Below are 24,919 nucleotides of genomic sequence, written 5' to 3' on the forward strand. Positions count from 1 at the left end.
ATATGGAAATTATCTATGATGGTATGCTTGGTGAGACACCGTTTTTTGTCATCAAATTAACGCCCCAGCATTTACAGCAAATCGAGGAGCTACAAGTTGAGGTTTATGAAGCATTAGCAGACCAAAGTATCCTACAACCCTTGAGCACAGAGGAATTTGAGTATATTTTAACTGGTCATGGAATGATGATAGGTGCTTATGTAGGGGAAGAATTGATTGCCTTTCGTGCACTGTTAAATCCGCCTATTGATGAAGAACATCTTGGTTATGATTGTGGAATTGCAGAAAACGAATTTCACCGTGTTTTATATCAGGAAATATCGAATGTTTCACCGAAATATCGAGGTTACGGATTACAGAGAACATTAGCTACAGTAGTGATGGAAAATATCGATTTAGAAAAATACGATTATGTTTGCTCCACTGTAAAGCCATATAATATTCCGAGCTTAAAGGATAAATTCTCGCAAGATCTCGTTATTAAAGGCTTGAAAATTAAATATGTAGATAAGCTTCGTTATATCTTCTATAAAGACCTAAGGCAAGAGATGCCCTCCATCTTCACTGAAAAACAAGTGATATCAATGGGAGACACGACTGCGCAACAGCAACTTTTAAAACAAGGTTTCCTTGGCACGACTATGTACGAAGAAAACAACGATTGGTTTGTTGTATACGAAAAATAAAGCATAAAGCCTTACCCTTTCACATGAATTTGTGGAGGGTAAGGCTTTTTTATAGGGTTCTATTATTTCTTCATTGGACAAAAACCACAAGCCATTAAACCTGGGATATCTTTAGAGAAACAGCATGATTTTCTTACAGGAACATTGACTAAATTAGTCGGACTAAGGCCACCTGTATATTGTGCCCACCAAGATTTATTGGAGAAGCGTGCCCATGTTTTAGGATCTTCTAAAGCTTCGATATCCTCCATGGCTTGGTCGGCTAAGCCAGGATTAGATAATAATATATGATAATGCCATAGCAAATAACCAAAGAAATTTTCCCAAATGGTAAGAGGGGAGATGGATGTTACTTTACGAAGCTGTTGGACAATGATATGGCCATCGTAAAGAATTTTTTCAATAACAGCTTGACGTTCATCTTCATCAACGTAGCGCCAGTCATTAGGGTTAGCGAACATGGCAACAGTAAAGCTGTTAAATTCCTTTGCAGCATCAAAACGCAATTCAAGCGGTTTACCATCCCATACTTCGTCATAAGCGGCAAGCATATAAAACTGCATAGCAAAAAACATACCATAGCGGCGTGCAAAGTGAGAAATAGCGGCCGTTTCTGTTGCTGCATCTGTTATACCCATCATGAGGTTTAAAAAATCAGGATGGTAAAAGTCTTTATGTATATCAGCTAAGGTAAATAAAGTTCGCTTAGGTTCAGTTGTATAAATACTATAGGAGTTTAATTGTTGAACTTGATCCATTGTTAAAGCTGGCATGGTCATCCTCTTTTCCTTTGAACTTCTGTTAATTTCATTATAAAGTAATCATTTTTGCTTCACAAATGGAATATCATGTAGTAAAATACATTAAACATATCTGGAAGGTAGGTTTTAGGATGTCACTGCTTCATACAATTCCAAGGCCACTAGTTAGACTGAACCAGTGGACTATTCTTTTAAGTGTTATTTTATCATGGATAACAGGGTTGACATGGATATTGGTTATACCACTAGCTGCAAATTTACTAGGTATTTTATGTAACTATAACCCAATACTTCGTGTAGGGAAGCTCTTTTTAACAAAGCCCTCATCAGCATATATACCAGAGGATGCTCAGCAACAAAAATTTAATTCCAGTATTGCCAGCCTTTGTTTAGCAGCGGGTCTATTAGGTTATCTATTACATTGGCAGGTTATTGGTCATATCTTTACCGGCATGGTTGCTATTGCATCTTCCATCGCAATAGCAGGCTTTTGTATAGGCTGTTTTCTACATTTTCAGTTGAAGCAATGGCAGTACCGACGCTCATTAAAAAAATCTTTTTAAAAAAGTAAAAAAATTATTAGATTATGATTGACATTTTAATTGATAATGATTATCATTATCGTATAAAGATTATTCCTCCTCTACAATACAGTGTAGAGAGGATGAACTTTAGCTACTTTTCTCCAGAAGTTTGCTAGTTCATGATTACGCTCCTAAAACCCCCCTCATTTTTTGGGAACGTGAAAATCTCAGACGACTCATTCTAATTTTAGAATAGAGTCGTCTTTTTTGTGCTAGCTAAAAAACAGCCCATAAAATGAGCTGTTAGGAAGTTGTATTTTGTTGTACAGCATTCTTTTTTCCAATGATCATTGTATAGTAGCTATGTAATAGCATACCAACAATGATGACACCAAGACCTGCAAGTGCGATAGGGCTAGGGAAGGCAATTCCTAATAGTAATACCTCACCAATAATAACAAAAAGAATTTCTGTTGACTGAGTTGCTTCCACCGCAGCTAGTCTACCCTGATGGTCTCTTACGCGATCCGTTGCTATGAAAAATAGAACCGTTGCAATAACGCCTGAACTAATCCCGACAAGTAATGATTGGAACATCTGACTTGCTGAGGGAAGTCCTACTGTAAGGATGGCATAAAAAGCCATGATGATCCATGCTGGCATCGAAGCGATCGTCATACCTAATACTCGCTGAAAAGTATCGATTCGTCCACCGCAAACTTCCATCATTTTGCGATTGCCAAGAGGGTAAGCAAAGGCTGCTACGATAACAGGTAAAATACCAAGCATTAAACTTCTAAACGACACTGATTGTGCATGAGGTATTTGTATAAGCAGAATACCTACTAAGATGACACATGAAATAAGAAGAGATATGAAAGGTATTTTTTGACGAACTGTTTTACCAGCAATGACCGAAACAAAAAGGGGAGCTAATAATACACCAGCAACAATTGTAAATTGCCATGTACCAGAAACCAACCAACCTGGACCAAAAGCTGCAGCAAATGTTAATGGTGCATAAAATAAAACAAATCCAACAAAGCTCCACAGCAGCCACGAAATGGGTTGTGCTTTTATTTCACCAGAAAGCTGTGAAAAGCCTTTACGATAAAAGACAATGATGAGCAAGAAGGGGAGCATAAAAAAATAGCGTAATGATGCACTCCATAGCCAACTACCACCTTGCATTTCCATTGCGTGATTTAAAATAAATGTCACGGCAAAGAAAAGTGAAGCTAAAATACCTAATGCAATTTCTTTCATAAAGATCACCTCAATTTGAGTTTATAACCTCAAACCCTTTATGTAATTTGAAAATTCAGTAATTATTACTGAAAAAGTTACGAAGAGAGAAAAAAGCCTCTCTTCGTAACTATGAAAATTTTCATTATTCCTTACGTGAATGCTTATCGAAATAAACGAGTTCACTCCAAAAAACTATTTTGCTTGCTGTTCAAAAAGCTGAACGATTTCAATAATTACCTGAGTTGCCTTTTCCATTGTTTCAGCAGATACATATTCAAATTTACCATGCATGTTTTCGCCACCAGCGAAAATATTTGGTGTTGGTAAGCCCATATATGACAATTGTGAGCCATCTGTACCACCACGAATTGGCAGGGTATTCGGCGTAATATCTAATTTTTCCATTGCAGTACGTGCAATGTCAACAATTTCTTTTACAGGCTCAATTTTTTCACCCATATTGTAGTATTGATCTTCAATGGTAATACTCAGTGCATGCTCGCCAAATTGTGCTTGAATTTTAGCTGCAGCATCACGCATTAATTGTTTTTTCTCTTCAAATTTTTGGCGATCATGGTCACGCACGATATAAGATAGCTCAGTATGCTCAAGAGCCCCTTTGAAGCCCATTAAATGAATGAAACCTTCATAACCTTCAGTCTTTTCAGGAACTGCGTCAGCAGGCATTTCATTCTGGAAGGCGATAGCCATTGTAATAGCATTCACCATTTTATTTTTCGCAGAACCAGGATGGACGCTCGTTCCTTTTGTAACTACTTTTACGCCAGCAGCATTGAAGCTCTCGTATTGCAGCTCACCGAGTGGTCCACCATCCATTGTATAGGCATATTCTGCTCCAAAAGCAGCAACATCAAATTTATGTGGCCCACGACCAATTTCTTCATCTGGTGTGAAAGCTACACGAATTTTACCATGCTTAATAGTAGGGTTTTTAATGAGGTATTCCATTGCCGTCATAATTTCAGCAATTCCAGCCTTATCATCAGCCCCTAATAATGTAGTGCCATCTGTTGTGATAAGTGTTTGGCCCACATAATTTTTAAGCTCAGGGAAGTCAGTTGGAGACATAACTAAGTTTTCATTTAACTGAATATCTCCGCCATCATAATTATCTACGCGCTGTGGCTTTACATTTGTGCCCGTGTAGTCAGTGGCTGTATCAACGTGGGCTAAAAAGCCGATAGTTGGTACTTCTTTATCTGTATTAGCTTCTAATGAAGCAAATAAATAGCCATTTTCATCTAATGTAATGTCTGTTAAACCAATTTCGACAAGTTCGTCTTTTAAAACATGCAATAGGTCAAATTGTTTTTGTGTAGAAGGAGTTGTTTCGCTTGTGAAGTCTGATTGTGTATCAATTTTTGCATAGCGTATTAATCGCTCAATTACTTGTTCTTTCATAAGTATGGCCTCCTAATGTGTATATGTTAAAATTCTTTGTGCATTCACAAAGCCGATTCCAGACGCAATTATGCCTTGGCATAATTGATATTATTGTAACACTTTACTTCGGATTTCGGAATATTGAAGGATACTTAAAGCAATAAGTAATTGGGCACTATAATAAGTTAGCATGATAACTTCATGTGACAATGCTAGTGGCATGACAAATTTATTAATAGCTAAATAGGAGTCAGATGCAATAAATAATAGTGCGCCACTTGTTGCCAAAGTAGAACCGGTTTTAATAGCCGTCCATCCCATCGTGAGAATCACCGAGATATAGGCGATCACTGCAATACCGAGTATCATTTCACCTGTTTTAAAGACGGACCCTGCAATCCAGATGGTCATGCCTGCTCCGTAAAGCAGTAAGAGTATTTTTGCCCACGTGGGTATTTGCCGCTCGTTTGCGGTAGAGAAAGCAAAAATATAAAAGATATGCCCGATAAGAAAGCTAGTTAGACCAATTAAAAACCACTGCAATGTATAGTCTCCAATCATGCAAAATAGAAGCCCAGCAATAATCAAAAGTTGGTATTTTTTAATATGTAATGGCTTCTGAATCGCAGCTAGAATAATGATGAGCAACATGGGAATCACTTTAAAAATGAGTTTTAAACTTTCCGCAATATGGGAAAAGAAAAAAATATAATAAAGACCAAATAAAATAATGACACCTATTAATAATTTTTTTAACAAAATTTTCAGCTCCTTTCCTTTTGAAATTCAATATTTATGGTAGAATTCCTTTCTGTACAACGTATGTATGAAACTTTTTTAGTATGTAACCGTAAAGTAAGTAGAGAGAAAGATGAAGAGAGGATGAACCAAATGACTAAGCTACTGATAGCTTCTGCAGTCATTGCATTGATCGCGAGTGTGTTAGTGACGCCGCTTATTACGAAGAAGCGAGAAGATGGACAATCGAAAAAGGTAATTGGATACTTTTTTATTGGTGTCTTTGTATTAGGATTTCTAGCCACAGGAATCACGTTATATGTAACAAAAATTGATGTAAACTGGCTTGTTTTTTGGCCTGCTATTATTTTATTAACGTTAGCTGGTGCCCTGCTTGCAAGTGGTATCGAACGGAAAATAAAAGGTGTTTTATTTTTAGCTAGTTTAGGTGTAGCTGTGTATGTATTATCAGCACCTTTATGGAATGCTAATGAAAAATTTAAGTCATCGGAAATGAAGGAAGAAGTTGAGATAAAACCATTCGATGAGACACAAACACCTGCAAGTGTTCCACCGAAATTTGCTCGCAATAAAATGAAAAAGGCTTTCGGACAAGTGCCAAACACGAGCTACTATGAATTAGGGCGCTTACAAATCCAAAAAGTGAAAGGCGAATATGTTTATATCGCACCAGTTGAATTTTCAGGATTCTTTAAATGGATGAATGGTGGTACAACACCTGGTTACTTCATAATGAGTGCTACCGATTCAGCAGATAATCCTAAATTTATCAAAGAGGAAATGAAGTATGTTCCTTCGGCATATTTAAATGCTAATTTAGAACGTCATATGCGTTTACAAAATCCATTCCTTATTTTTTATGGTGACGTACAGCTTGAGGTAGATGATGAAGGAAAGCCATATTACATTCGCTCATATGGGGAATTTATTTCTGCACGAAATGGCTTTGATGTGAAAGGAATTGTCTTGGTTGATGCGCTGACGGGGAAATCAGAGGTAATTAAACTGGATCAAATACCTGAATTTATTGATGGTGCTGTATCACCAGAGACAGTAAGTTTACAAAACAGTTATTTCGGTAATTATGTACATGGTTTTTGGAATAGTATGTTTGGTAAAAAGGATGTAAAGATTCCTTCTGATGAAGGAACAGAATCGAATGTTAGCCCAATTTTCGATGAGAAGGGTGACATGTATTACTTTACGGATTTTACAAGTCCTAAAGAAGGTGTCGATTCAATGTTAGGCTATTCTCTAACTAACGCACGAACAGGGAATGCAACATACTATACAGGGAATCAAGATTCAAGCTATATGGATTCCCAAGGTAATTTACAAATAATCGAGAAGAAATTTATTGAGAAAAAGTGGAATGGTGAAATGCCGGTGTTGTATAACTTTTATGGAGAGGCGAGCTGGCTGACAGCAGTGCTAGATTCCAATGGTTTCTTACAAAACTATTTTATCGTGTCTGCAGCCAATCCTGAAATTTCCGTTTACGCTACTACTCCTAAGGAGGCATTGAAATTATATAAAACTGCCTTAAGTCGAGGAGGAAACACAGTAGATGGTAGCTCAAACGCGGAAGAGAAACAAGTAAGTGGTAAGGTATTGCGCGTATATAAAGAACGTCTAGGCGATTTTACAACTGTATCTTTCTTATTAAACAATGGCGAAAATTATTTAGTGAGTGCTGAAACAGAACCTTTGGTAATTTATTTACAAGAGGGTGATGAGGTAATTCTCACTTATGGAGATACAGGAGAGCAGTTCCTACCAGTTCGCTCTCTCATTATTAAAGGACTACAATAACAGAACAAAAGACGATCTTGAAATAATTAAGATCGTCTTTTTTATGTAGATTGTCCTTGGACATAGGTAAGCATTTTTTCTTTATGGTTCATAAATAGTTTTTTTGCATGATCATTTAGTGTGAAAATTTCCTGTAAATATCCTTTTAGCAATCTATCTTCGTATTCAAAAGTATGGCCAGGATTGGTTTCTAAAATATAGGATAATAAAAGAGCATGCAAGACAACTACTTCTAAATTTTGCGTATTCGTAACGAATTTTAAATTGAGAATAGTAGTATGGGAGACGAACTGATTGACATAATCAATGGATTTTTTATATACATTCATATCAATATGTGGTTCTAGTCGTTTTCTTAATTGGGTGCATTCATTATTTAAGTCTTCTATTTTTAAAAATAAACCTCTTACACTTCTCTTATGCTGTTGTTCTAAGGTACGAGCAAGATGTTTATTGATATTGGACATTGTCTGTATGACTCCTTTCTTTGTTAGGTATCATTTATTAATATGAATGGAATAGCTGGAAAAGGGAAGAGTCTTTTCGTTTAATTTAGGGTTATAGTTAAACTAGGTAATATGGCGATATACCTAGAATGAATATAAATAGGTAATATTTTTATGTAAAAAATGGGATTAGTATCATACGATAGTAACCCCATTTTCATTAAGTTATTGCCAATTAAATCCTTTGGTTGCTAAAAACTCTTTAATATGAGGGCGGCGTTGTTCGATTAAAAAATCAGCCATCTGTTTTGTCCAGTTATCAATTTTTCTGTTTGATGAACGACTATTATAATATATTTCCATTGTCTCATTATAAGCCGGTAAAAGCTCTTCATATTTTTCAACATTGTATTCATTTTCATGTAATACAGCAGACACAGGTAAACGTGGTTTTACATCATTGCGACGTGCAGGAACGCCGATTGTTAGCCCGAATAATGGGAAAACGTAATCGGGTAGATTGAATAATTCACTGATTTCAGAAGTTTTATTGCGGACTCCTCCAATATAGCAAATGCCATAACCCATTGATTCTGCTGCAATAACAAAATTCTGTGCAAACAATGATACATCAGCTACGCCGACAAGGACATTTTCAGCTGAATCAGCCACAATATCTACTCCTTCTAGCTTCCCAGCCATTTGAAGTCGCTTGAAATCTACGCAAAAAACAAATGCTCCGCCTGAAGTTTCATATTGGCGTGGATTACCAGAGAGTAAGCCTAATTTTTCTTTTTTATCTGCATCTGTTACCCAGATCACACTATAGGCTTGCACAAAATGTGATGTTGCAGCCATTTGTGCTGTTCCAATTAAATCTTCGATGATTTCTTTTGAAATCGGTTCTCCATCATAGATGCGTACCGAGGAATGGTTGCGTAATAATTCTTTAACCATTAAAACTCTCTCCTTTGTGTCTGTTCTATACCATGAGCATAGCACGCTTTTCCGTCAAAATCGAATAGTGAGGTATAAAAAGTTATATATACATAATTTAAAAATGTAGAAATTATCTCGCAAAGTAAAATATTTCATTTAATATAGATTAAATATTCTAAATAGTATAAAATTATAGAAGCGACTGTTTATTTGGTTGTACTACCAAAAATTACATTATCTTTATTCGCAAATGTTTATACAACATTAGCTATTAGGTGATGAAATCCTCCTAGAATAAAGATATAGCCTCTGATGGACGTCACAGATTTACTGGAACCAAATATGCGAGTTGAATAAAAATAAAGTGGAATGGAGGAATAGGGAATGGAAGAAAAATTAGCGAAAAAGCTTCGCCATGAACAATTGCGAAGCAAGGTTGTAACAGCAGAAGAAGCAGCATCTTGGATTAAGGATGGCATGGTATTAGGGATGAGCGGATTCACACGTGCTGGCGATGTAAAGGTTGTACCTCTTGCACTTGTAGAGAAAGCGAAAAAAGAGAATTTCCAAGTAGATGTCTTTACAGGTGCATCACTTGGCCCTGAGGTAGACCAATACTTAGCAGAAGCAGGGGTCATTCGTAAACGCGGTCCTTTCCAAGCAGATGCTGGCATTCGTAATAAAATCAATAGTGGTGACATCACATTTGTGGATGCCCATCTTTCTCATAATGCTGAGCTTGTCCGCCAAGGTATTATAGGACCAATTGATTTTGCGATTATTGAAGCGGCTGCAATTACAGAAGAAGGCTTATTAATTCCTACAACTTCAGTTGGTAATTCTCCGATTTTTGTGCAAGAAGCAGACCAAGTCATCATTGAATTAAACGTAGCACAGCTTGATGCATTAGAGGGTATACATGATATTTACGTACCTGCACCACAAGGAAAACGTGATCCAATTCCTTTACAGAATGTTTCTGATCGTCTTGGTATAGTTGGAATTCCACTAGATTTAGATAAAGTAAAAGGCATCGTTATTTCGGATATATTAGATGCACCATCAACTATTGTCCCTGCTGATGAAGAGACGGATGTTATGGCTAATCATTTATTAAATTTCCTGCGTGAAGAGATTAAAGTAGGTCGCTTAACAACAAGTTTGCGACCAATTCAATCTGGGGTAGGCTCAGTAGCAAATGCTGTATTGCTAGGTTTTAAAGATTCTGAGTTTGAGAACTTAGAAGTTTATTCAGAAGTTCTCCAGGATGCAGTATTTGAATTGATTGATGCAGGAAAAGTAAATTTCGCTTCTGCTACTTCTATTACCCTTTCTGAGCAAGTAGGAAACCGTGTTTATGGGAATTTTGAAAAATATGCTGATAAATTAGTATTGCGTCCTCAAGAAATTTCAAATCAGCCTGAAATTATCCGTCGACTCGGATTAATTTCAGTGAATACAGCCTTGGAATTAGATATTTACGGCAATGTTAATTCAACACATGTTTCTGGTACAAAGATGATGAATGGTATCGGAGGGTCTGGTGACTTTGCACGTAATGCACGTTTAGGGATATTTGTGACAAAGTCTTACGCTAAGGGTGGAGATATTTCGAGTATTGTCCCAATGGTCTCGCATGTTGATCATACAGAGCATGATGTTGATGTCATTGTAACTGAACAGGGCGTAGCCGATTTACGAGGACTTGCTCCAAAAGAACGAGTGGGACTTATCATTGATAACTGTGCACACCCTGATTATCGGGAGCAGCTGTGGCAGTACTTTAATGATGCCAATGAGGCAACGGGTGGACATCATACACCACATAACCTAGAAAAAGCACTTTCATGGCATGTTAATTATGCGAAAAACGGTACGATGAAGGACCCTGCTTTCACGAAACAATAAAATTTCATCTTAAAAGCCTTGAAGGACAGTTAATCTGTGCCTTCAAGGCTTTTTACATGTTAATTTATCTGAGATTATCAGCGACTTATAGTAATCCAATCCATTTCCAATAAGTTGCAGAGAACAAAAGAACGAGAAGGAAACCGATAATGGTTAATGGAATCCCAGATTTCAAGAAATCCTTTGTTGTAAAGGCACCTGTACCATAGGCAAGCATATTTTGTGGTGCACTAATTGGTAATAGGAAGCCAAAGCTTATGACGAATTGTTGCACAATAACAAAACCAACCTGATCCACATTAGCTGTTAATGTGGAGGCTAACACGATAAACACAGGTATAAGTGCTGATGCTAAGCTAGTTGCACTTGCAAAGCCTAAATGAATCAAAATGTTAAATAAAGTTACGAGTGCGATGGTTGCTAGTAAAGGCATTGTATCTAGTCCAAGTGAACCAAAAACTTTATCTGATAACCATGCAGCACCTTTTGTATTCAGTAAAATGGTTCCTAACATAATGCCTACTGCAAAGACGATAATTGTTCCCCATGGAATATGAGGCTCAACTTCCTTCCATGAATACACACCGATTTTAGGCATTAATAGAATAGCGATGGCAATAATTGTGACTGTGGTCGTGTCAAATGGATGCAGCTTCCCTTCAGTTGCCCAGAAAAATAGTAAAACTAAGGATGTAATGATTAAGCGAATTTCAGGAGCTTTTAATGGGCCAAGCGCTGCAAGCTGTTTTTTGATGACCTCTTTACCACCTTCGATATTGCTAGTCTCAGGTTTAATTAAAGCGATCATAATGAAAAATAAGACAACAGACATAATAATCGAGAAGGGGGCAGCGTAGAGTAACCAAGCACCCCAAGAAATATCTACATTAAATTGCTCTTGAATAAAATTTAAGGCAACCATATTTTGAGCGGCTGCCGTTTTAATGCCGATATTCCAAATGGAAACGGCTTGTACGGAAGTAATAACTAGTAAGGCAGCGAGCCGACTATCACGTGGTAAACCAAATGCGGCAACCATTCCAAGCAATATTGGCACTACTGCGCCAGCTCGTGCTGTAGCAGAAGGAACAAAAAATGCGAGGACGATAGAAACTAAAATGGCGCCAAATACGATAGCTTTTGTTTTGGTTCCTACCAGTGAAAGAATCCAAAGAGCAAGTCGTTTATGTAGATTGGTAATTTGCATTGCAGCCGCTAGAAAAAGAGCGGCTGCTACTAAAGCAACAGCAGAATTACTAAATCCACTTAAGGATAATTTTAATGCGCCTGCTGTACCTAGCTCTGTGGTAGGATCATCCATTGATGGAGCGAGTCCTAGTAAAACAGTTACAAGTGCAATAATCATGGCCGAGCTAACAGGATATGAAACGGCCTCTGTTACCCAAAGGATGACTGCAAAAGCTAAGATGGCTAAAGCTCGTTGTCCAGCTATAGGTAAATCACCGTTATTAGGTAAAAAAGTAATAATAATTAGTAAAGCGAAGGCCAAGCCAATCCATAGTGGCTTTAAATTACGTTTTGAAGCTTCTTGATTTGGTGAAGACATATTTTCTCATCCTTTCTACGATAAAAATGACGATTATTAACCATAACATCGGCCTAGATAATGTTTTATTAAGATAAGAATATGTCTATTTTATTGTAGAAAAAAAACTACGCAGAATAGGTGTTTTTTACAGCAATATGGGTAGATAAAGAGAAAATACATGGTCACAAAAAATACAAAAATATCCATAAAAATATTATTTCTTTTTCTTAAAGGCAGAAGTTACTTTAGGCTCTGTACCATTGACTAAACGTTTAATATTTTCTATGTGCAGGATGATGGCTATGCCAAAAAGAAGAACAGCTATAATGGTTGGGCCAATGCCAGGAATCCATAAATAAGTGGCTGTACAAAAAACGAGATAAAACTCTAGAACACCAACAATTAAATAATTTGTTGCAAAGGATAAAATAACAAATAAAATAAGTGCAAATAAACCAATCTTCCAATCGACAGCAAGTAAAATTCCGATAATGGAGGCAGTTCCTTTTCCGCCATTGAAGCCCATATAGAAAGGGAAATTATGACCTAAAATGACCCCAGCAGCCATAATGTAGGTAAGCAGCCATATTTGTTCTTCTGTTAAATGAGTGACGTCCCCTAGATAAAAATGTGCACCGATAATAGCTACAACGCCTTTGCCAATATCGATGAGGGCTACTAAAACGCCATATTTCCAGCCGAGGGAAAGCGTAGCATTAGAGGCACCAGCATTGCCGTGGCCAGCTTTTTTTAAATCAACCCCCGATAAAAATTGTGCCACTTTAGAGCCGTGAATACAGCCAATTAAATAGCCAATAATAAGAAAAGTGATCACGGCTTTTACCATAAAAATCCTCCTCTCAAATTTTTTTCTAAAATAGTGTATGCGTTCATATTACGTATAAGAGCAGACAGAAGTTTCGGAAAAAATAAAATTTACATGTTGACAGAAAAAAACTCTATGTTTATACTGTGTAACAACGATGGAAATTGAATCACATACTCTTATCAAGAGCGGCGGAGGGATAGGCCCTATGATGCCCGGCAACCAGTAAGTAACGAGCTTACTAAGGTGCTAATTCCTACAGATTCTTACTTGGATCTGGCAGATAAGGGGAGGAAAACTTGCAACCGCAACCCTCTTCTTAGCTGAAGAGGGTTTTTGTTTTCTACAGAAAAATCCTCCTCATCTCCGGTACCATCGTAAAAAAAATAACCATTTGGAGGTACACAATGACAAATTTTAAACCAGAAACATTGCTGTTACATGGCGGTCAAGAGCCAGACCCAGTGACGGGTTCTCGAACAGTTCCTGTCTATCGCTCAACTGCTTTCGTATTTAAAGACACTGCTCATGCGCAACGTCTTTTTGCCTTAGAGGAAGCAGGGAACATTTACACAAGGATTACCAATCCAACTGTTGATGTGTTTGAAAAACGTGTGGCTTTATTGGAAGGTGGAACAGCAGCAGTAGCACTTTCATCTGGTGCAGCAGCTATCGCATTTTCCATTTTAAATCTAGCTGGAGCTGGTGATGAGATAGTAGCAGCTAGTTCTTTATATGGTGGTACTTATAATTTATTTGCTAACACATTACCAAACTATGGTATTAAAACAATTTTTGTAGATGAAACAAACCCAGAGAATTTCAAGGCGGCGATTACTGATAAAACAAAAGCAGTCTTTGCTGAAGTGTATGGTAATCCAAGCTTAAAGGTTTTAGATATTGAAGCAGTAGCTAAAATTGCACATGATAATGGTCTACCATTAATTATTGACAGTACGTTTGCTTCTCCTTACGGTTCTACACCTATTGAATACGGTGCAGATGTTGTAGTACATTCAGCAACTAAATGGATAGGTGGTCATGGTACAACTTTAGGGGGCGTTGTTGTAGACGCTGGTAAGTTTGATTGGACTAGTGGTCGATTCCCAGGTTTTACTGAACCAGATGCTTCTTACCATGGTTTACGTTATGGAATTGATACAGCTTCTGCGGCCTTTGCTACGAAGCTACGCGTACAATTATTACGTGATTTTGGTCCAACATTAAGTGCAGATGCTGCCTTTAATTTATTACAAGGTTTAGAAACGCTTCATTTGCGTATCCCTAAACACAATGAAAATGCATTGGCAGTGGCTGAATATTTACGAAACCACCCATCTGTGGAGTATGTAAATTATAATGGCCTGGAAGATTTTCCAACACATGAATTGGCAAAGAAATATTTAAGAAATGGCTTCGGTTCAGTGCTTACATTTGGCATTAAAGGTGGACGTGAAGCTGGGCGAAAGCTTATTGATAGCGTAAAGCTATTTTCACATGTAGCAAATGTAGGTGATGCTAAGTCATTAATTATTCATCCTGCTTCCACTACACATCAGCAACTATCAGCAGACGAATTAGTTCAAGCTGGTGTAACCGAGTCGCTCATTCGCTTATCCATCGGTTTAGAGGCAATAGAGGATATTATTGCTGATTTAGATCAAGCCATTACACAGGCAACAACTACTGAACAAACAGTAGAAGCTTAAGCTTTAGAACATAGGGAAGAATGTTGTAGCGTTTACGTATTTTCTCATTCGATTGGCCTCATTTGGTAATGCGTTAAACGTTGCTACATCAACCAATTGCTACATCCGTTAATTATCAGAACCTTATAAAAAATAATACCAAGTAATTTTATATGTATTATTGACTTAATTAAATCCTTGTTATATACTAGGAAATAAGTTAAGGGTACGAAAATTCTTGTTAAAAAAGGTAAATGTTTTCATAAGTGCTCCCCCACTTTTGAATATATAGAAGAGCAGTTGCCTAGCCAGTAACTGCTCTTCCCAAAAAAACTGATGATAAAGGAGTGTTTAAAATGGGTAATATCTATAGTGCACAAAACATTGTATCCTATCTAATATATGAGCTAAATGAAGGGCATGTCTTTGTCAACAATAAGTCCATTCAACACCTTCTTACATCAGTCGAAAGAAAATGGCAGCAAGTTTTTGGTCATACAGCATTTCAAGAACATGTTTTTGCTGAAGAGGAAGACTATACTGTTAAGGAAGTATTTGAGGCATATGAACAGTACGGTGTGAGCCATATCTCACTTCCTGCGACAGAGATTTACTTAAAGTATGGTACATTTCAATTAGTGGAACGTACGTATGCAATACCAAATTTTACAGAAGAAGAAATTAGTCTTGTTCAACAAGCTTTAGCACAATATCGTTATCAATTGCTTTCAAAAGCAAGTTAAAACCCCCTCATATATTTAAGCTCATTCTCTGCTGCTACAGGGAATGAGTTTTTTCTTTAAAGGGATTGTTATGAATGTCCGAGCATACATATATATAATAGAAGAAAGACATTCGTATATTGAAATGTAAATAGTCAATATTTGTTCAAATCTTATAGAATGATTAATAAAACGTATAATAAAGGGAATGAAACCGATTTCTTTTGCACATCTAGAGAAAACAAATGTCCTTCCTAGAAAGATTTTTCTTGTGCAATGTATGTATTTGCGTTACAATTTTCTTTAAGTTAAATTTTGAATTATTTGAATTTGTATGTGTTCCAACACATATAGAAATAGCGAAACTCATACAAAGAAGAGTTGTTGGCTAAAGACTGCGGTGGGTGTCAAATAGTCATGACACAACCCCATGGAGAATTAGCTTTAATGAAACTGCGGAATGTAAGTTGGAGGGAATAACAAGAATGGCAACTATAAAGGCAGCGATTTTAGGATTTGGAACGGTAGGTCAGGGGATCTACCATATTTTAAATGAAAAACGAGAAGAGCTAAAAAATAAATTAGGTATTGAATTAGAGGTAGCGAAGATTTTAGTGACAGATGCTAGTCGCGAACGTGTGCCAGGAACAGCACATTTAATGACAACAAGCATGGATGAAGTCTTAGCAGAACCAGGTATGCAGGTTGTGTTTGAAGCAATTGTTAACGAAGAGCCTGCATACAGTTATTTAAAGCGAGCAGTTGAACATAAATGTCATGTTATTACAGCCAATAAAGTGATGTTTGCCAAACGAGGTTTAGAGTTGCAGGATCTTGCAAAAGCTAATGGCGTTTTTGTAGGCTATGAGGCTACTACTGCTGGTGGTGTACCTGTTATTAAAACAATGAAAAATATTTTACTTGTAAATGATGTAAGTCGTATACAAGGCGTCTTAAATGGCACATGTAACTATATTTTAACAAAAATGCGTGCACAGGGCTGGTCTTTCGAAACAGCTTTAAAAGAGGCACAAGGCTTAGGTTATGCTGAAGCAGATCCATATAATGATATATCTGGGCAGGATGCATTTAAAAAATTAATGATTTTAAGTGCCTTAGCTTTTGGAGAGCAACCAGATTGGTCAGATGTAGAAGTGATTGGGATCGATAGTATCTCTGCTGAACAAGTTCGTGAAGCGTGTGAAAATGGTCTGCGTTACCGCCATGTAGCTGAAGTGGAGAAACGGGCTGACGGTAAAATTATTGCTAAAGTCGGTCCACAACTAGTTGATAAAGAGCATCCACTTTATCCAGTCGATGATGTGTTTAATGCGGTGGCATTAGAGACTAACTATATTGGTACATTAACATTAGTTGGTCCTGGAGCAGGAATGTATCCAACTGCGAGTGTCATGGTAGAGGATTATGCTGAAATCATTGGGAAAAGAGCAGGATTTGTTGTCACAATCTAATAAAAGCTTTAAAAAAGCCCACCATTCAACAATGTTCAATTGTATGAATGGTGGGTTTTTAGTCTTCATCTTTGACGTCAATATCCTCTGGAATAGGAGTAGAACGCCAAATTTCAATTTCCTCTTTAATACGTTCCAATTGTTTAAAATAAGTGCTGAATTGGCCACTATTGATTAGAATTTGTTGTCCATCGTAAACAGAACGGATGCGTCCTTCGTAAACTAGACGCATTACTTGATCCTCAGGCATACCGAGATCAAAAGCTGTCTCTTCAATTGTTTTATACATACGATTCGCTCCTTTTACTGTTTTTATTATAACGTCCATTATTGAGAAAGCATACTGTGGTAATGAAAAGAAAAGTAAAAATGATAATTGTTTGATTTTGGATAAATATGTATGATTAGTATTGAGAACGTAGTGAAGCGGGGATGAGTTGATAAATGTTAAATCCATTGTTTGTATTACTAGCAGCTATTCTATGGGGGATGACTGGAACTGCCCAAACCTATTTGGACCAAGGAGTATCTCCAATAGCAGTGGCCACAATTCGTTCTGCAATTGGTGGTGGTTTATTATTAGCCATTACGATTTTATTGCGGAAAATTAACTTTCTAAGGTGGTCGTGGAAATGGACGATTTTAGCTGCGGCTAGTATAGCCCTTTTCCAAGGTCTTTTCTTCTCATCCATTCGTCTAACAGGTATAGCCATTGGAACTGTTGCTACTATTGGCAGTGCACCGGTGTTTTCTGGTGTTTTAGAGTGGCTATTATGGAAAACACGCCCCACAGCGGTATGGGGACTTGCTACATTTATGGCCATTATCGGATGTCTTTTATTATTTATAAATAATGGAGAAGAGTCTGTTCACATTGGCGGATTCACACTAGCACTTTGTGCAGGTCTAGCCTTCGCATTTTATACAAACATAAGTAAAAAATTAATGGCACAGGAAGATGCATTACCAGCAGTTGCTATGACGTTTTCCATTTGCACGTTGTTTTTACTGCCGTTTTCCTTAGAAAATGGATTTTCTTGGTTAGGAAATGTGCACAACTTATGGACAATGCTGTATATGGGGATTATGTGTACAAGCGTAGCGTATTTATTGTTTTTAAATGGACTACAAAAAATTAGTTCATCCACAGCTGTAACACTTTCATTAGCAGAGCCATTGACTGCAGCAATTCTTGGTGTGTTTTTAATTGGAGAACATTTAAGTATAGTATCTTGGCTTGGGGTAGCAATGTTATTAGGAGGCATTGTTGTTTTAACACTAGGTGGAAGAAAAAAGCTAAAACCTTAAGAAATTCTTCATTTTTATAATAGCTGGTTTTTAAGATTTGAGCGATACACTTATATTTGAGAGCGAGGTGTATATCATGACGAAATTAACAGTTCTTGTTACAGATGACGATCAAGATATTCGTGATGGTATTGAAATCTATTTAAAAAATGAAGGCTATCATGTCATTAAAGCAGCAGATGGCTTAGATGCATTAAAAAAGCTAGAGAACAATGAAGTACATTTAATTATTTTAGATATCATGATGCCAAACATGGATGGAATTACAGCAACCTTTAAAATTAGGGAAGAGCGCAATATTCCAATTATCATGCTGAGTGCAAAGGCGGAGGATGGCGATAAGATTCATGGATTATCGGTTGGAGCAGATGATTATGTGACAAAGCCATTCCATCCATTAGAGCTATTGGCACGTGTAAAATCTCAGCTACGACGCTATGTTCAGCTAGGGACGTATAATGAGGGTGCTGCAAAGGTGGAAATCGACGGACTTGTTCTTGATGAAGAGGCAAAAGAGGTTGTATTAGAAGGAGAGGCTGTTCGACTAACCCCGATAGAATATAAAATTACGGAATTATTAATGAAAAATGCAGGGCGTGTGTTTTCGATTCGTGAAATTTATGAACGTGTTTGGAATGAGGAAGCTTATAATGCTGAAAATATTGTAGCTGTTCACATTCGGAAAATACGTGAGAAAATTGAAGCTGATCCGAAAAATCCACGCTATCTAAAGGTGGTATGGGGCGTTGGCTATAAAATGGAAAAATAAACTAGAGAAGTATATGACAATTGCAGGATTTGTAGCAGGCGTTGTTGGACTCATTTATTTTGGTGTTTATGCCTATCAAATTGTCAATTCTCGCTCCTCAGAAGTTTTACAGTTACTAGAAAGAATTTTTTAGAGGAGTGTAAAGACTTATGGTGAAAAAATGGAAATCCCTTCTCGTATTAATGTGTTTAATCTGGACGGTTTTCGGTGTACTTACTTTTTATCATGTGGGTTATCAGTATATTGGAAAATCATATTTCGAATCGGAAAATTTCCAGCATGAAATCGATAATTTCACTGCAGAACTAGGACCGTTAGTAATCAACGTTCCGAATGCACAGGAATTAAAAAATAAAATAGAGATTACCCAAACTGAAATAGAGGATCATCGTAATTACTACGGTACATTAGGACAGCAGATCGATAATATTAAAGCACAATACGAACAGCGCATTCAGGAAGCTGTAGATGCCAATGCAACAGAATTAAAGACAAAGCTAGAGACTGAACGCGATACTAAAATTAAAGATATTACAGCAAATTTTGAAAATGATGAACATGTACGAAAGAAGATTCTTGCAGAAAAAGAAGCGCTTATTGATAAATATATCAAAGCTGCACAAAGTGAATCCAAAAGCTTTAGTAAGACCTACGACTATTGGTCTTATGAGTTGACAAATACAGAAACAGGTAAAATTTACCGTTCTGGTGATGTTTCTGAAAGTAGTGCCTATAAAATAAAGTATACTGATCGAAAACCGCTATATGCATGGAATATTAGTGATAATTTAAGAGATATTTTTTACCGTACAGAAACGTATGTGAATGTAGATGACCTTTACGAAACGACAGAATATACAGGTGTAGTAGCTATCTCTAAAAAAGCAGTAATGTCAGAAGATGTGATACAAGGAGGATACCAACAATTTCAACAGTTTCAACGCAATCAATATACCCATTACTTTATTTGGATTACAAGTATTATAATGGCCGTCTTTGTTTGGAGGGGGCGTAAGGACGTATTACAGATTGTTAGGAGCATGAAGGAAAAAGATCTTTTATCAAAGTATAAAATAGATGTGCAAATTATTCTTTTGTTAATAACGGGCCTTATCTATTTCATTTCAGCACAAGTTGTTTTTGAATCGATTGAATATAATTCAATATATAATTATAATTATGTGCGTTTTATACTTGATATTGCCTTTAAAATAGCTGTTTTAATGGTAATTAGCAGTGCCTTCTTTGTGCAATTAATATGGTTGTATACAAGAGTAGATACTTTGAAAAAGCTAGAGGAAAATGTGAAATCGAGCTATTTATGGTCACTTGGGGATTCCCTTACTGATTTATTTATTAATCGTTCGATTGCATTGCATTCCATTGTGATGCTAGCTGCAGCATTCTTTGGAGGAGGTAGCCTTGTCGCTTTCATGGCTGGAGTAGGAGGCTTCGCAATCCTTGTGCTTGGTATTTGTATGCTTATAGGATTCCCTGCTATGATTGTTTTCCTATCAAGAATGGGTTATTTAAATCGAATTATGAAAGATACGAAGGATATGGCTGAAGGTCGTTTAAACCGCGATGTAAAGATAAAAGGGAAATCACCGCTTGCAGGTCATGCAGAAAACCTCAATCATTTACGAGAAGGCGTGCGTACGTCTATGCATGAACAGGCGAAAAGTGAGCGTTTAAAAACAGAGCTAATTACAAATGTGAGTCATGATTTACGGACTCCTTTAACCTCTATAATAACGTATACCGATTTACTGAAGAAACCAAATATTACAGAAGAAGAACGTCAACAATACATTCATATTCTCGATAAAAAATCTGAACGTTTAAAGGTGCTAATTGAAGATCTATTTGAAGTATCGAAAATGGCAAGCGGTAATATTGAACTTCATCGCAGTCGAGTTGATTTGACACAGCTTATCCAGCAAGCAGTAGGAGAGCATAAGGAGGATCTAGCACAATCTAATTTAGATTTACGAATGACGATGCCAAATGATCTAATTTATGCATATGTGGATGGTCAAAAGTGGTGGAGACTCATTGATAATTTAATTGTCAATGTCTTGAAATATGCGCTTGAGGGAACTCGTGTCTATGTGACATTAAAGCGTACGGCTGATGGCGATGCTGAATTTACAGTGAAAAATGTAGCGAAGTATGAAATTAGTGAGGATGCTGAGGAATTATTTGAACGCTTTAAACGTGCAGATGCTTCTCGTCATACAGAGGGCTCGGGGCTTGGATTAGCCATTGCACAATCCATTGTCGATTTACATGGAGCAAGGATGACCATTGATGTAGATGGAGATTTATTTAAAGTAATTGTTCGAATTCCAGCAGTTTAATGGTAAAAAGGCGGCAAACTTCTGCCGCCTTTTTTATTATAGACCTAAATTTTTGGCGATAATAACCTTCATGACTTCATTGGTTCCTGCATAGATGGACATAACAGGTATATCTCTATACCTTCTAGCAATCTTATATTCCTCCATATAGCCATAGCCACCATGCAATTGCATGCATTGCGTAGCAAGGTCACGTGCATTTTCAGTAATCCAGTATTTTGCCATAGATACTTTAGTCACAACATCACTCCCTGCGATATGCTCTTCAATCAAGGATTCTAAAAATGATTTACCAAGCTCAATTTTAGTAGCCATTTCAGCTAATTTAAATTGTGTATTTTGGAAGTCACCAATTGTTTTACCAAAAGCTTGGCGTGATTTCACATAGTCTAGCGTTAATGCAAGCATATCCTCAGCGGCTGTTTGTGCGGCAATCGCTACGGCTAATCGCTCTTGTTGTAGTTTTTCCATCATATAATGAAAGCCCTTGCCCTCTTCTCCAAGTAGGTTTTGCACAGGCACTCGACAATCTTCAAAATAGAGTTCAGCAGTATCTTGAGCATGCATACCCACTTTTTCGAGCTGCCTTCCTTTTGTAAAGCCAGGTGTACCTTCTTCAATAACAAGTAGGCTGATGCCACGATGCTTTTTTTCAGCCTGTGGATTTGTTTTCACTGCGACAACCGCTAAGTTTGTGTGGATACCATTTGTGATAAAGGTTTTTTGACCATTTACAATATAATGGTCACCATCGCGAATAGCCGATGTTTGGATATTCGCCAAATCTGAACCTGTACCAGGCTCGGTCATTGCAATAGCGGTTATATAGTCGCCTGTAACACACTTAGGTAGCCAGCGTGATTTTTGTTCGTGTGTACCATATGCCTCAATATAAGGTACGACAATATCATTATGCAAGCCGACCCCAATAAGGCTGGAGCCTATACGTTCAAGTTCTTCTTGAATAATGACACCAAAGCTGAAATCCAGGCCCAGCCCACCATATTGTTCTTCTACTTGTGGACAAAGATAGCCCATATCACCAAGCTTACGCCAAAAAGAAGGCGGAATAAGATGATTCTTTTCCCATTGTGCATAATGCGGTTCAGCTTCTTCAGCTAAAAACTTACGAAAGGTTTTACGAAATAACTCATGCTCTGTTGTTTCAAATTTATAACGTGTCATTTGAAATAGCACCCCTTTTTCCTCGTAAATGCGTAAATTTGCTCGTTCATCTACTATGTTACTGGAAGATTTGTGAAAATCAAAGTAACTTTTCAGGTAGAATGACAAAAATGTCATCTATATACAATGAAATGTCATGTAAAACGAGAGTAACTAATGAAATGAAAAGGTAAACTTATATTTGTCATTGAATAAAGTGACAAGTTCCTATTTTCTCTAGAAGATTATTCAAGTGCTTCAAGCAATATGATTGTTAAGTATAATGATATAATCAATTAAATTATAGAAAGAAAGTAGAGGACTTGGTTATGCCAAAAGTAATCGGCGGTGTTCTTTTAATTAGTATTTATAGTGCGTTGACTTTCTATTTAGGGTGGGGAGTAAAGCAGTGGCTTGTGGCAATGGGATGGTTTCGTTTTCCAGTCCTATTTTGGTTGGTGCTGTATATTGTTGCTTTTAGTATTATAATCGGAAGATTACACGAGTCTTTACGAGTGTTTTCTGTAATCAGTAATTACTGGATGTTTATCTTTGAATATGGCTTATTGCTATGTTTAGCTGCACAGTTCATTATTTGGTTAACACCTTTTAAAAATGTACAAATAATTGGTAGTGTAGCAGTTGCAGTCTTATTTTTGCTAAGTATCATTGGCTCTTATTTAGCCTATTCTCCAGTTGTTCGTCATTTAGAAATAACAGTTGATAAAAAAGACAGTGAGTTAAACACACTAAGAGCTGTTGTGGCGTCTGATTTTCACTTAGGTGTTTTATCACATAAAAGACATTTACAACGTTTTATAAGTTTAGCTAATGAAGCACAACCAGATATTGTGTTGTTAGCTGGGGATATCGTGGATGATGACCCGAAATGGTTTGTTCAAGAGGGCATGGCAGACGTCATGAAACAATTAACATCTACATATGGAACATATGGTATATTAGGTAACCATGAATATTATGGCAAAAAAATTACTGAATTTATCAAGGAAATGGAAAACGCCAATGTAAAAATGCTACTAGATGAAACAATTCTTATAGAAGATGCGTTTATATTAACAGGGCAAGAAGACAGGACGAATAAAGAAAGAAAACCACTTGAAGTATTAAAGCCTTCTGCTAACTTACCATGGCTTGTGATGAACCATACACCTGACGACTTGATCACACCTTCGAAAATGGGTGTTGATTTACATATGTCTGGTCATACACACAAGGGACAACTGTGGCCAAATCAATATATAACAGCTCGTGTATTTGAACTGGATTATGGTTATAAGTTGAAGGAACAGATGCATACACTTGTTTCATCAGGCTATGGCTTCTGGGGCCCGCCGATGCGAATTGGCAGTAGGTCAGAGCTTTGGGTAGTAGATATAAAATTTCAGTAGTATGTGATAATCTGGAAATAGGCTTCTTAGGTGAAATGGCAGTAGTATATGAAAACAGAGTATTTTATAATAAGTGGGTATTTGATTAAAAAAGGTAAGGTGACATGGTGGAAATTATAGAGTTATTAAAAGCATTGATATTAGGCTTTGTTGAAGGTATGACAGAATTTGCACCAGTATCTTCTACGGGTCATATGATTATCGTGGATGATATGTGGTTAAAGACAGAGGAGTTTTTGGGAAAATATCCTGCCAACACATTTAAAATTGTTGTACAACTTGGATCCATATTAGCGGTTATCGTAGTTATGTGGAAACGCATGCTAAGCTTAGTTGGTTTATATAATATTGAAGGTCAAGCTAAGTCCATAAATGGTCGCTTTAACTTATTGCATGTTATTGTTGGGATGCTACCGGCAGTTGTCTTAGGTTTTGCATTCAAGGATTTTATTGATGACCATCTTTTTAAAGTAGAACATGTTATTTATGCGCTAGTGGCAGGAGCAATTCTAATGATTGCGGCAGATAAATTGGCACCGAGAAAACCAAAGGTAGATTCTTTAGATAAGATTTCCTATGGTTTAGCATTTAAGGTAGGGCTAGTACAATGTCTATCTCTATGGCCAGGATTTTCTCGTTCAGGTGCAACTATTTCTGGTGGGGTACTCTTTGGTATGAGTCACCGTGTTGCAGCTGATTTTACATTCATTATGGCTGTTCCGATTATGGCAGGAGCTAGCCTCGTATCCGTTTTGAAAAACTGGGATACTTTATCAATGGACTATTTTGGATTCTACGCTGTCGGATTTATTAGTTCATTCATCTTTGCATTACTGTCCATTAAGTTTTTCTTAGCACTTATTTCAAAGGTAAAATTAATGCCTTTTGCCATTTATCGTTTAGTTTTAGCCGCAGTTCTTTGCGTTATCATTTTTATGTAAACAATAAGTCACGCTTCTTCTCGAAGAAGCAGTGGCTTTTTTTGCGTTAAAATTATTGAATCATTCATCCATTTTTTCATTAAAGTGAAGGAAAGTGAGTATAAAGAATCATATTTAAACATAGAGTAATAGCAAATTATAATAATATTAGACATCATTTACCTATATATTGTTCATTTGGTTGATTTGAGATTATAATTGATACATAAAGTATCTAATTATTT

At 36.9% G+C, this 24,919-nt stretch carries 23 protein-coding genes and 1 riboswitch; of the genes, 13 read left to right on the forward strand and 10 right to left on the reverse strand.

Annotated features, from left to right (window positions below; genetic code table 11):
* Positions 1-2: 2 nt before the first annotated feature.
* Entirely contained in the window at positions 3-686 is a 684-nt protein-coding gene (locus MHB40_RS01935) for a GNAT family N-acetyltransferase (protein WP_342442321.1), read from the forward strand.
* Positions 687-748: 62 nt separating this feature from the next.
* Here the strand turns inward: MHB40_RS01935 and MHB40_RS01940 are convergent, their stop codons facing one another.
* A complete protein-coding gene (locus MHB40_RS01940) occupies positions 749-1,459 on the reverse strand; it encodes a Fe-S oxidoreductase (RefSeq protein ID WP_205446636.1) in 711 nt (236 codons plus the stop codon).
* 119 nt (positions 1,460-1,578) lie between these two features.
* Between MHB40_RS01940 and MHB40_RS01945 the strand changes: the two genes are divergently transcribed.
* Positions 1,579-2,010, forward strand: a complete 432-nt coding sequence (locus tag MHB40_RS01945) for a DUF4395 domain-containing protein (RefSeq protein ID WP_342533785.1) — start codon at positions 1,579-1,581, stop codon at positions 2,008-2,010.
* A gap of 264 nt (positions 2,011-2,274) precedes the next feature.
* Here the strand turns inward: MHB40_RS01945 and MHB40_RS01950 are convergent, their stop codons facing one another.
* From MHB40_RS01950 to MHB40_RS01960, 3 genes are all read right to left on the reverse strand, one after another.
* Positions 2,275-3,237 (reverse strand): multidrug resistance efflux transporter family protein, encoded by a 963-nt coding sequence (locus tag MHB40_RS01950; protein WP_205446638.1) that lies wholly within the window; start codon positions 3,235-3,237, stop codon positions 2,275-2,277.
* 174 nt (positions 3,238-3,411) lie between these two features.
* On the reverse strand, positions 3,412-4,641 hold the full coding sequence (gene pepT / locus MHB40_RS01955; protein ID WP_342533786.1) for a peptidase T: 1,230 nt from the start codon (positions 4,639-4,641) through the stop codon (positions 3,412-3,414).
* Positions 4,642-4,731: 90 nt separating this feature from the next.
* Entirely contained in the window at positions 4,732-5,382 is a 651-nt protein-coding gene (locus MHB40_RS01960) for a lysoplasmalogenase (protein WP_342533787.1), read from the reverse strand.
* A 132-nt stretch (positions 5,383-5,514) separates the two neighbouring features.
* Here MHB40_RS01960 and MHB40_RS01965 point away from each other — a divergent pair, with 132 nt between their 5' ends.
* Entirely contained in the window at positions 5,515-7,194 is a 1,680-nt protein-coding gene (locus MHB40_RS01965) for a hypothetical protein (RefSeq protein ID WP_205446641.1), read from the forward strand.
* 41 nt (positions 7,195-7,235) lie between these two features.
* Here MHB40_RS01965 and MHB40_RS01970 read toward each other — a convergent pair whose 3' ends face one another.
* Together MHB40_RS01970 and chrR are read right to left on the reverse strand one after the other, a co-directional pair.
* Positions 7,236-7,661: a hypothetical protein gene (locus MHB40_RS01970; protein WP_342533788.1), complete on the reverse strand. Its 426-nt coding sequence runs from the start codon at positions 7,659-7,661 to the stop codon at positions 7,236-7,238.
* A 204-nt stretch (positions 7,662-7,865) separates the two neighbouring features.
* Positions 7,866-8,597, reverse strand: a complete 732-nt coding sequence (gene chrR, locus MHB40_RS01975; RefSeq protein ID WP_205446643.1) for an oxygen-insensitive NADPH nitroreductase — start codon at positions 8,595-8,597, stop codon at positions 7,866-7,868.
* A 366-nt stretch (positions 8,598-8,963) separates the two neighbouring features.
* Here chrR and MHB40_RS01980 point away from each other — a divergent pair, with 366 nt between their 5' ends.
* Complete coding sequence (locus MHB40_RS01980; RefSeq protein ID WP_342442328.1) at positions 8,964-10,487, forward strand: succinate CoA transferase; 1,524 nt, start codon at positions 8,964-8,966, stop codon at positions 10,485-10,487.
* Between the two features lie 85 nt (positions 10,488-10,572).
* Here MHB40_RS01980 and MHB40_RS01985 read toward each other — a convergent pair whose 3' ends face one another.
* Both MHB40_RS01985 and MHB40_RS01990 read right to left on the reverse strand, forming a co-directional pair.
* Positions 10,573-12,054, reverse strand: coding sequence for a DASS family sodium-coupled anion symporter (locus MHB40_RS01985; protein WP_342442329.1), 1,482 nt, complete (start codon positions 12,052-12,054; stop codon positions 10,573-10,575).
* Positions 12,055-12,250: 196 nt separating this feature from the next.
* Positions 12,251-12,883, reverse strand: coding sequence for a glycerol-3-phosphate acyltransferase (locus MHB40_RS01990; protein WP_342533789.1), 633 nt, complete (start codon positions 12,881-12,883; stop codon positions 12,251-12,253).
* A gap of 155 nt (positions 12,884-13,038) precedes the next feature.
* Positions 13,039-13,152, forward strand: a riboswitch (SAM riboswitch).
* A gap of 117 nt (positions 13,153-13,269) precedes the next feature.
* Here MHB40_RS01990 and MHB40_RS01995 point away from each other — a divergent pair.
* The 3 genes from MHB40_RS01995 to MHB40_RS02005 all read left to right on the forward strand — a co-directional run bounded on the left by MHB40_RS01995 (position 13,270) and on the right by MHB40_RS02005 (position 16,744).
* Positions 13,270-14,571, forward strand: a complete 1,302-nt coding sequence (locus tag MHB40_RS01995; protein WP_205446647.1) for an O-acetylhomoserine aminocarboxypropyltransferase/cysteine synthase family protein — start codon at positions 13,270-13,272, stop codon at positions 14,569-14,571.
* A gap of 335 nt (positions 14,572-14,906) precedes the next feature.
* Positions 14,907-15,293, forward strand: coding sequence for a hypothetical protein (locus tag MHB40_RS02000; RefSeq protein ID WP_205446648.1), 387 nt, complete (start codon positions 14,907-14,909; stop codon positions 15,291-15,293).
* 464 nt (positions 15,294-15,757) lie between these two features.
* Positions 15,758-16,744 (forward strand): homoserine dehydrogenase, encoded by a 987-nt coding sequence (locus tag MHB40_RS02005; protein ID WP_205446649.1) that lies wholly within the window; start codon positions 15,758-15,760, stop codon positions 16,742-16,744.
* 58 nt (positions 16,745-16,802) lie between these two features.
* On the opposite strand, the gene MHB40_RS02010 is transcribed toward MHB40_RS02005, so the two are convergent.
* A complete protein-coding gene (locus tag MHB40_RS02010; RefSeq protein ID WP_205446650.1) occupies positions 16,803-17,033 on the reverse strand; it encodes a DNA-binding protein in 231 nt (76 codons plus the stop codon).
* A gap of 155 nt (positions 17,034-17,188) precedes the next feature.
* Between MHB40_RS02010 and MHB40_RS02015 the strand changes: the two genes are divergently transcribed.
* The 4 genes from MHB40_RS02015 (at position 17,189) to MHB40_RS02030 (ending at position 21,181) form a co-directional block, all read left to right on the forward strand.
* The gene (locus MHB40_RS02015) at positions 17,189-18,052 is read left to right on the forward strand and encodes an EamA family transporter (RefSeq protein ID WP_342533790.1); all 864 of its coding nucleotides are present in this window, start codon (positions 17,189-17,191) and stop codon (positions 18,050-18,052) included.
* 76 nt (positions 18,053-18,128) lie between these two features.
* Positions 18,129-18,821, forward strand: a complete 693-nt coding sequence (locus MHB40_RS02020; RefSeq protein ID WP_342533791.1) for a response regulator transcription factor — start codon at positions 18,129-18,131, stop codon at positions 18,819-18,821.
* Positions 18,799-18,954, forward strand: a complete 156-nt coding sequence (locus tag MHB40_RS02025) for a hypothetical protein (protein WP_016994457.1) — start codon at positions 18,799-18,801, stop codon at positions 18,952-18,954. Before MHB40_RS02020 ends, MHB40_RS02025 begins: the two co-directional genes overlap by 23 nt.
* Before the next feature lie 16 nt (positions 18,955-18,970).
* Positions 18,971-21,181 (forward strand): histidine kinase dimerization/phospho-acceptor domain-containing protein, encoded by a 2,211-nt coding sequence (locus tag MHB40_RS02030; RefSeq protein WP_342533792.1) that lies wholly within the window; start codon positions 18,971-18,973, stop codon positions 21,179-21,181.
* A gap of 36 nt (positions 21,182-21,217) precedes the next feature.
* Here MHB40_RS02030 and MHB40_RS02035 read toward each other — a convergent pair whose 3' ends face one another.
* Positions 21,218-22,366, reverse strand: coding sequence for an acyl-CoA dehydrogenase family protein (locus MHB40_RS02035; RefSeq protein WP_342533793.1), 1,149 nt, complete (start codon positions 22,364-22,366; stop codon positions 21,218-21,220).
* A gap of 308 nt (positions 22,367-22,674) precedes the next feature.
* On the opposite strand from MHB40_RS02035, the gene MHB40_RS02040 reads away from it, so the two are divergent.
* Both MHB40_RS02040 and MHB40_RS02045 read left to right on the forward strand, forming a co-directional pair.
* On the forward strand, positions 22,675-23,754 hold the full coding sequence (locus MHB40_RS02040; protein WP_342533794.1) for a metallophosphoesterase: 1,080 nt from the start codon (positions 22,675-22,677) through the stop codon (positions 23,752-23,754).
* Positions 23,755-23,861: 107 nt separating this feature from the next.
* Entirely contained in the window at positions 23,862-24,695 is an 834-nt protein-coding gene (locus MHB40_RS02045; RefSeq protein WP_279381330.1) for an undecaprenyl-diphosphate phosphatase, read from the forward strand.
* Positions 24,696-24,919: the final 224 nt, after the last annotated feature.

The sequence above is a fragment of the Lysinibacillus sp. FSL K6-0057 genome, from assembly GCF_038630885.1.
GTDB lineage: Bacteria > Bacillota > Bacilli > Bacillales_A > Planococcaceae > Lysinibacillus > Lysinibacillus fusiformis_F.

What these genes read in the sequence shown, in the direction of transcription:
- MHB40_RS01935 (WP_342442321.1), top strand. Translation starts at nt 3, where the DNA reads ATGGAAATTATCTATGATGGTATGCTTGGTGAGACACCGTTTTTTGTC.
- MHB40_RS01940 (WP_205446636.1), bottom strand. Translation starts at nt 1,459, where the DNA reads ATGCCAGCTTTAACAATGGATCAAGTTCAACAATTAAACTCCTATAGT.
- MHB40_RS01945 (WP_342533785.1), top strand. Translation starts at nt 1,579, where the DNA reads ATGTCACTGCTTCATACAATTCCAAGGCCACTAGTTAGACTGAACCAG.
- MHB40_RS01950 (WP_205446638.1), bottom strand. Translation starts at nt 3,237, where the DNA reads ATGAAAGAAATTGCATTAGGTATTTTAGCTTCACTTTTCTTTGCCGTG.
- pepT (WP_342533786.1), bottom strand. Translation starts at nt 4,641, where the DNA reads ATGAAAGAACAAGTAATTGAGCGATTAATACGCTATGCAAAAATTGAT.
- MHB40_RS01965 (WP_205446641.1), top strand. Translation starts at nt 5,515, where the DNA reads ATGACTAAGCTACTGATAGCTTCTGCAGTCATTGCATTGATCGCGAGT.
- MHB40_RS01970 (WP_342533788.1), bottom strand. Translation starts at nt 7,661, where the DNA reads ATGTCCAATATCAATAAACATCTTGCTCGTACCTTAGAACAACAGCAT.
- chrR (WP_205446643.1), bottom strand. Translation starts at nt 8,597, where the DNA reads ATGGTTAAAGAATTATTACGCAACCATTCCTCGGTACGCATCTATGAT.
- MHB40_RS01980 (WP_342442328.1), top strand. Translation starts at nt 8,964, where the DNA reads ATGGAAGAAAAATTAGCGAAAAAGCTTCGCCATGAACAATTGCGAAGC.
- MHB40_RS01985 (WP_342442329.1), bottom strand. Translation starts at nt 12,054, where the DNA reads ATGTCTTCACCAAATCAAGAAGCTTCAAAACGTAATTTAAAGCCACTA.
- MHB40_RS01990 (WP_342533789.1), bottom strand. Translation starts at nt 12,883, where the DNA reads ATGGTAAAAGCCGTGATCACTTTTCTTATTATTGGCTATTTAATTGGC.
- MHB40_RS01995 (WP_205446647.1), top strand. Translation starts at nt 13,270, where the DNA reads ATGACAAATTTTAAACCAGAAACATTGCTGTTACATGGCGGTCAAGAG.
- MHB40_RS02000 (WP_205446648.1), top strand. Translation starts at nt 14,907, where the DNA reads ATGGGTAATATCTATAGTGCACAAAACATTGTATCCTATCTAATATAT.
- MHB40_RS02005 (WP_205446649.1), top strand. Translation starts at nt 15,758, where the DNA reads ATGGCAACTATAAAGGCAGCGATTTTAGGATTTGGAACGGTAGGTCAG.
- MHB40_RS02010 (WP_205446650.1), bottom strand. Translation starts at nt 17,033, where the DNA reads ATGTATAAAACAATTGAAGAGACAGCTTTTGATCTCGGTATGCCTGAG.
- MHB40_RS02015 (WP_342533790.1), top strand. Translation starts at nt 17,189, where the DNA reads ATGTTAAATCCATTGTTTGTATTACTAGCAGCTATTCTATGGGGGATG.
- MHB40_RS02020 (WP_342533791.1), top strand. Translation starts at nt 18,129, where the DNA reads ATGACGAAATTAACAGTTCTTGTTACAGATGACGATCAAGATATTCGT.
- MHB40_RS02030 (WP_342533792.1), top strand. Translation starts at nt 18,971, where the DNA reads ATGGTGAAAAAATGGAAATCCCTTCTCGTATTAATGTGTTTAATCTGG.
- MHB40_RS02035 (WP_342533793.1), bottom strand. Translation starts at nt 22,366, where the DNA reads ATGACACGTTATAAATTTGAAACAACAGAGCATGAGTTATTTCGTAAA.
- MHB40_RS02040 (WP_342533794.1), top strand. Translation starts at nt 22,675, where the DNA reads ATGCCAAAAGTAATCGGCGGTGTTCTTTTAATTAGTATTTATAGTGCG.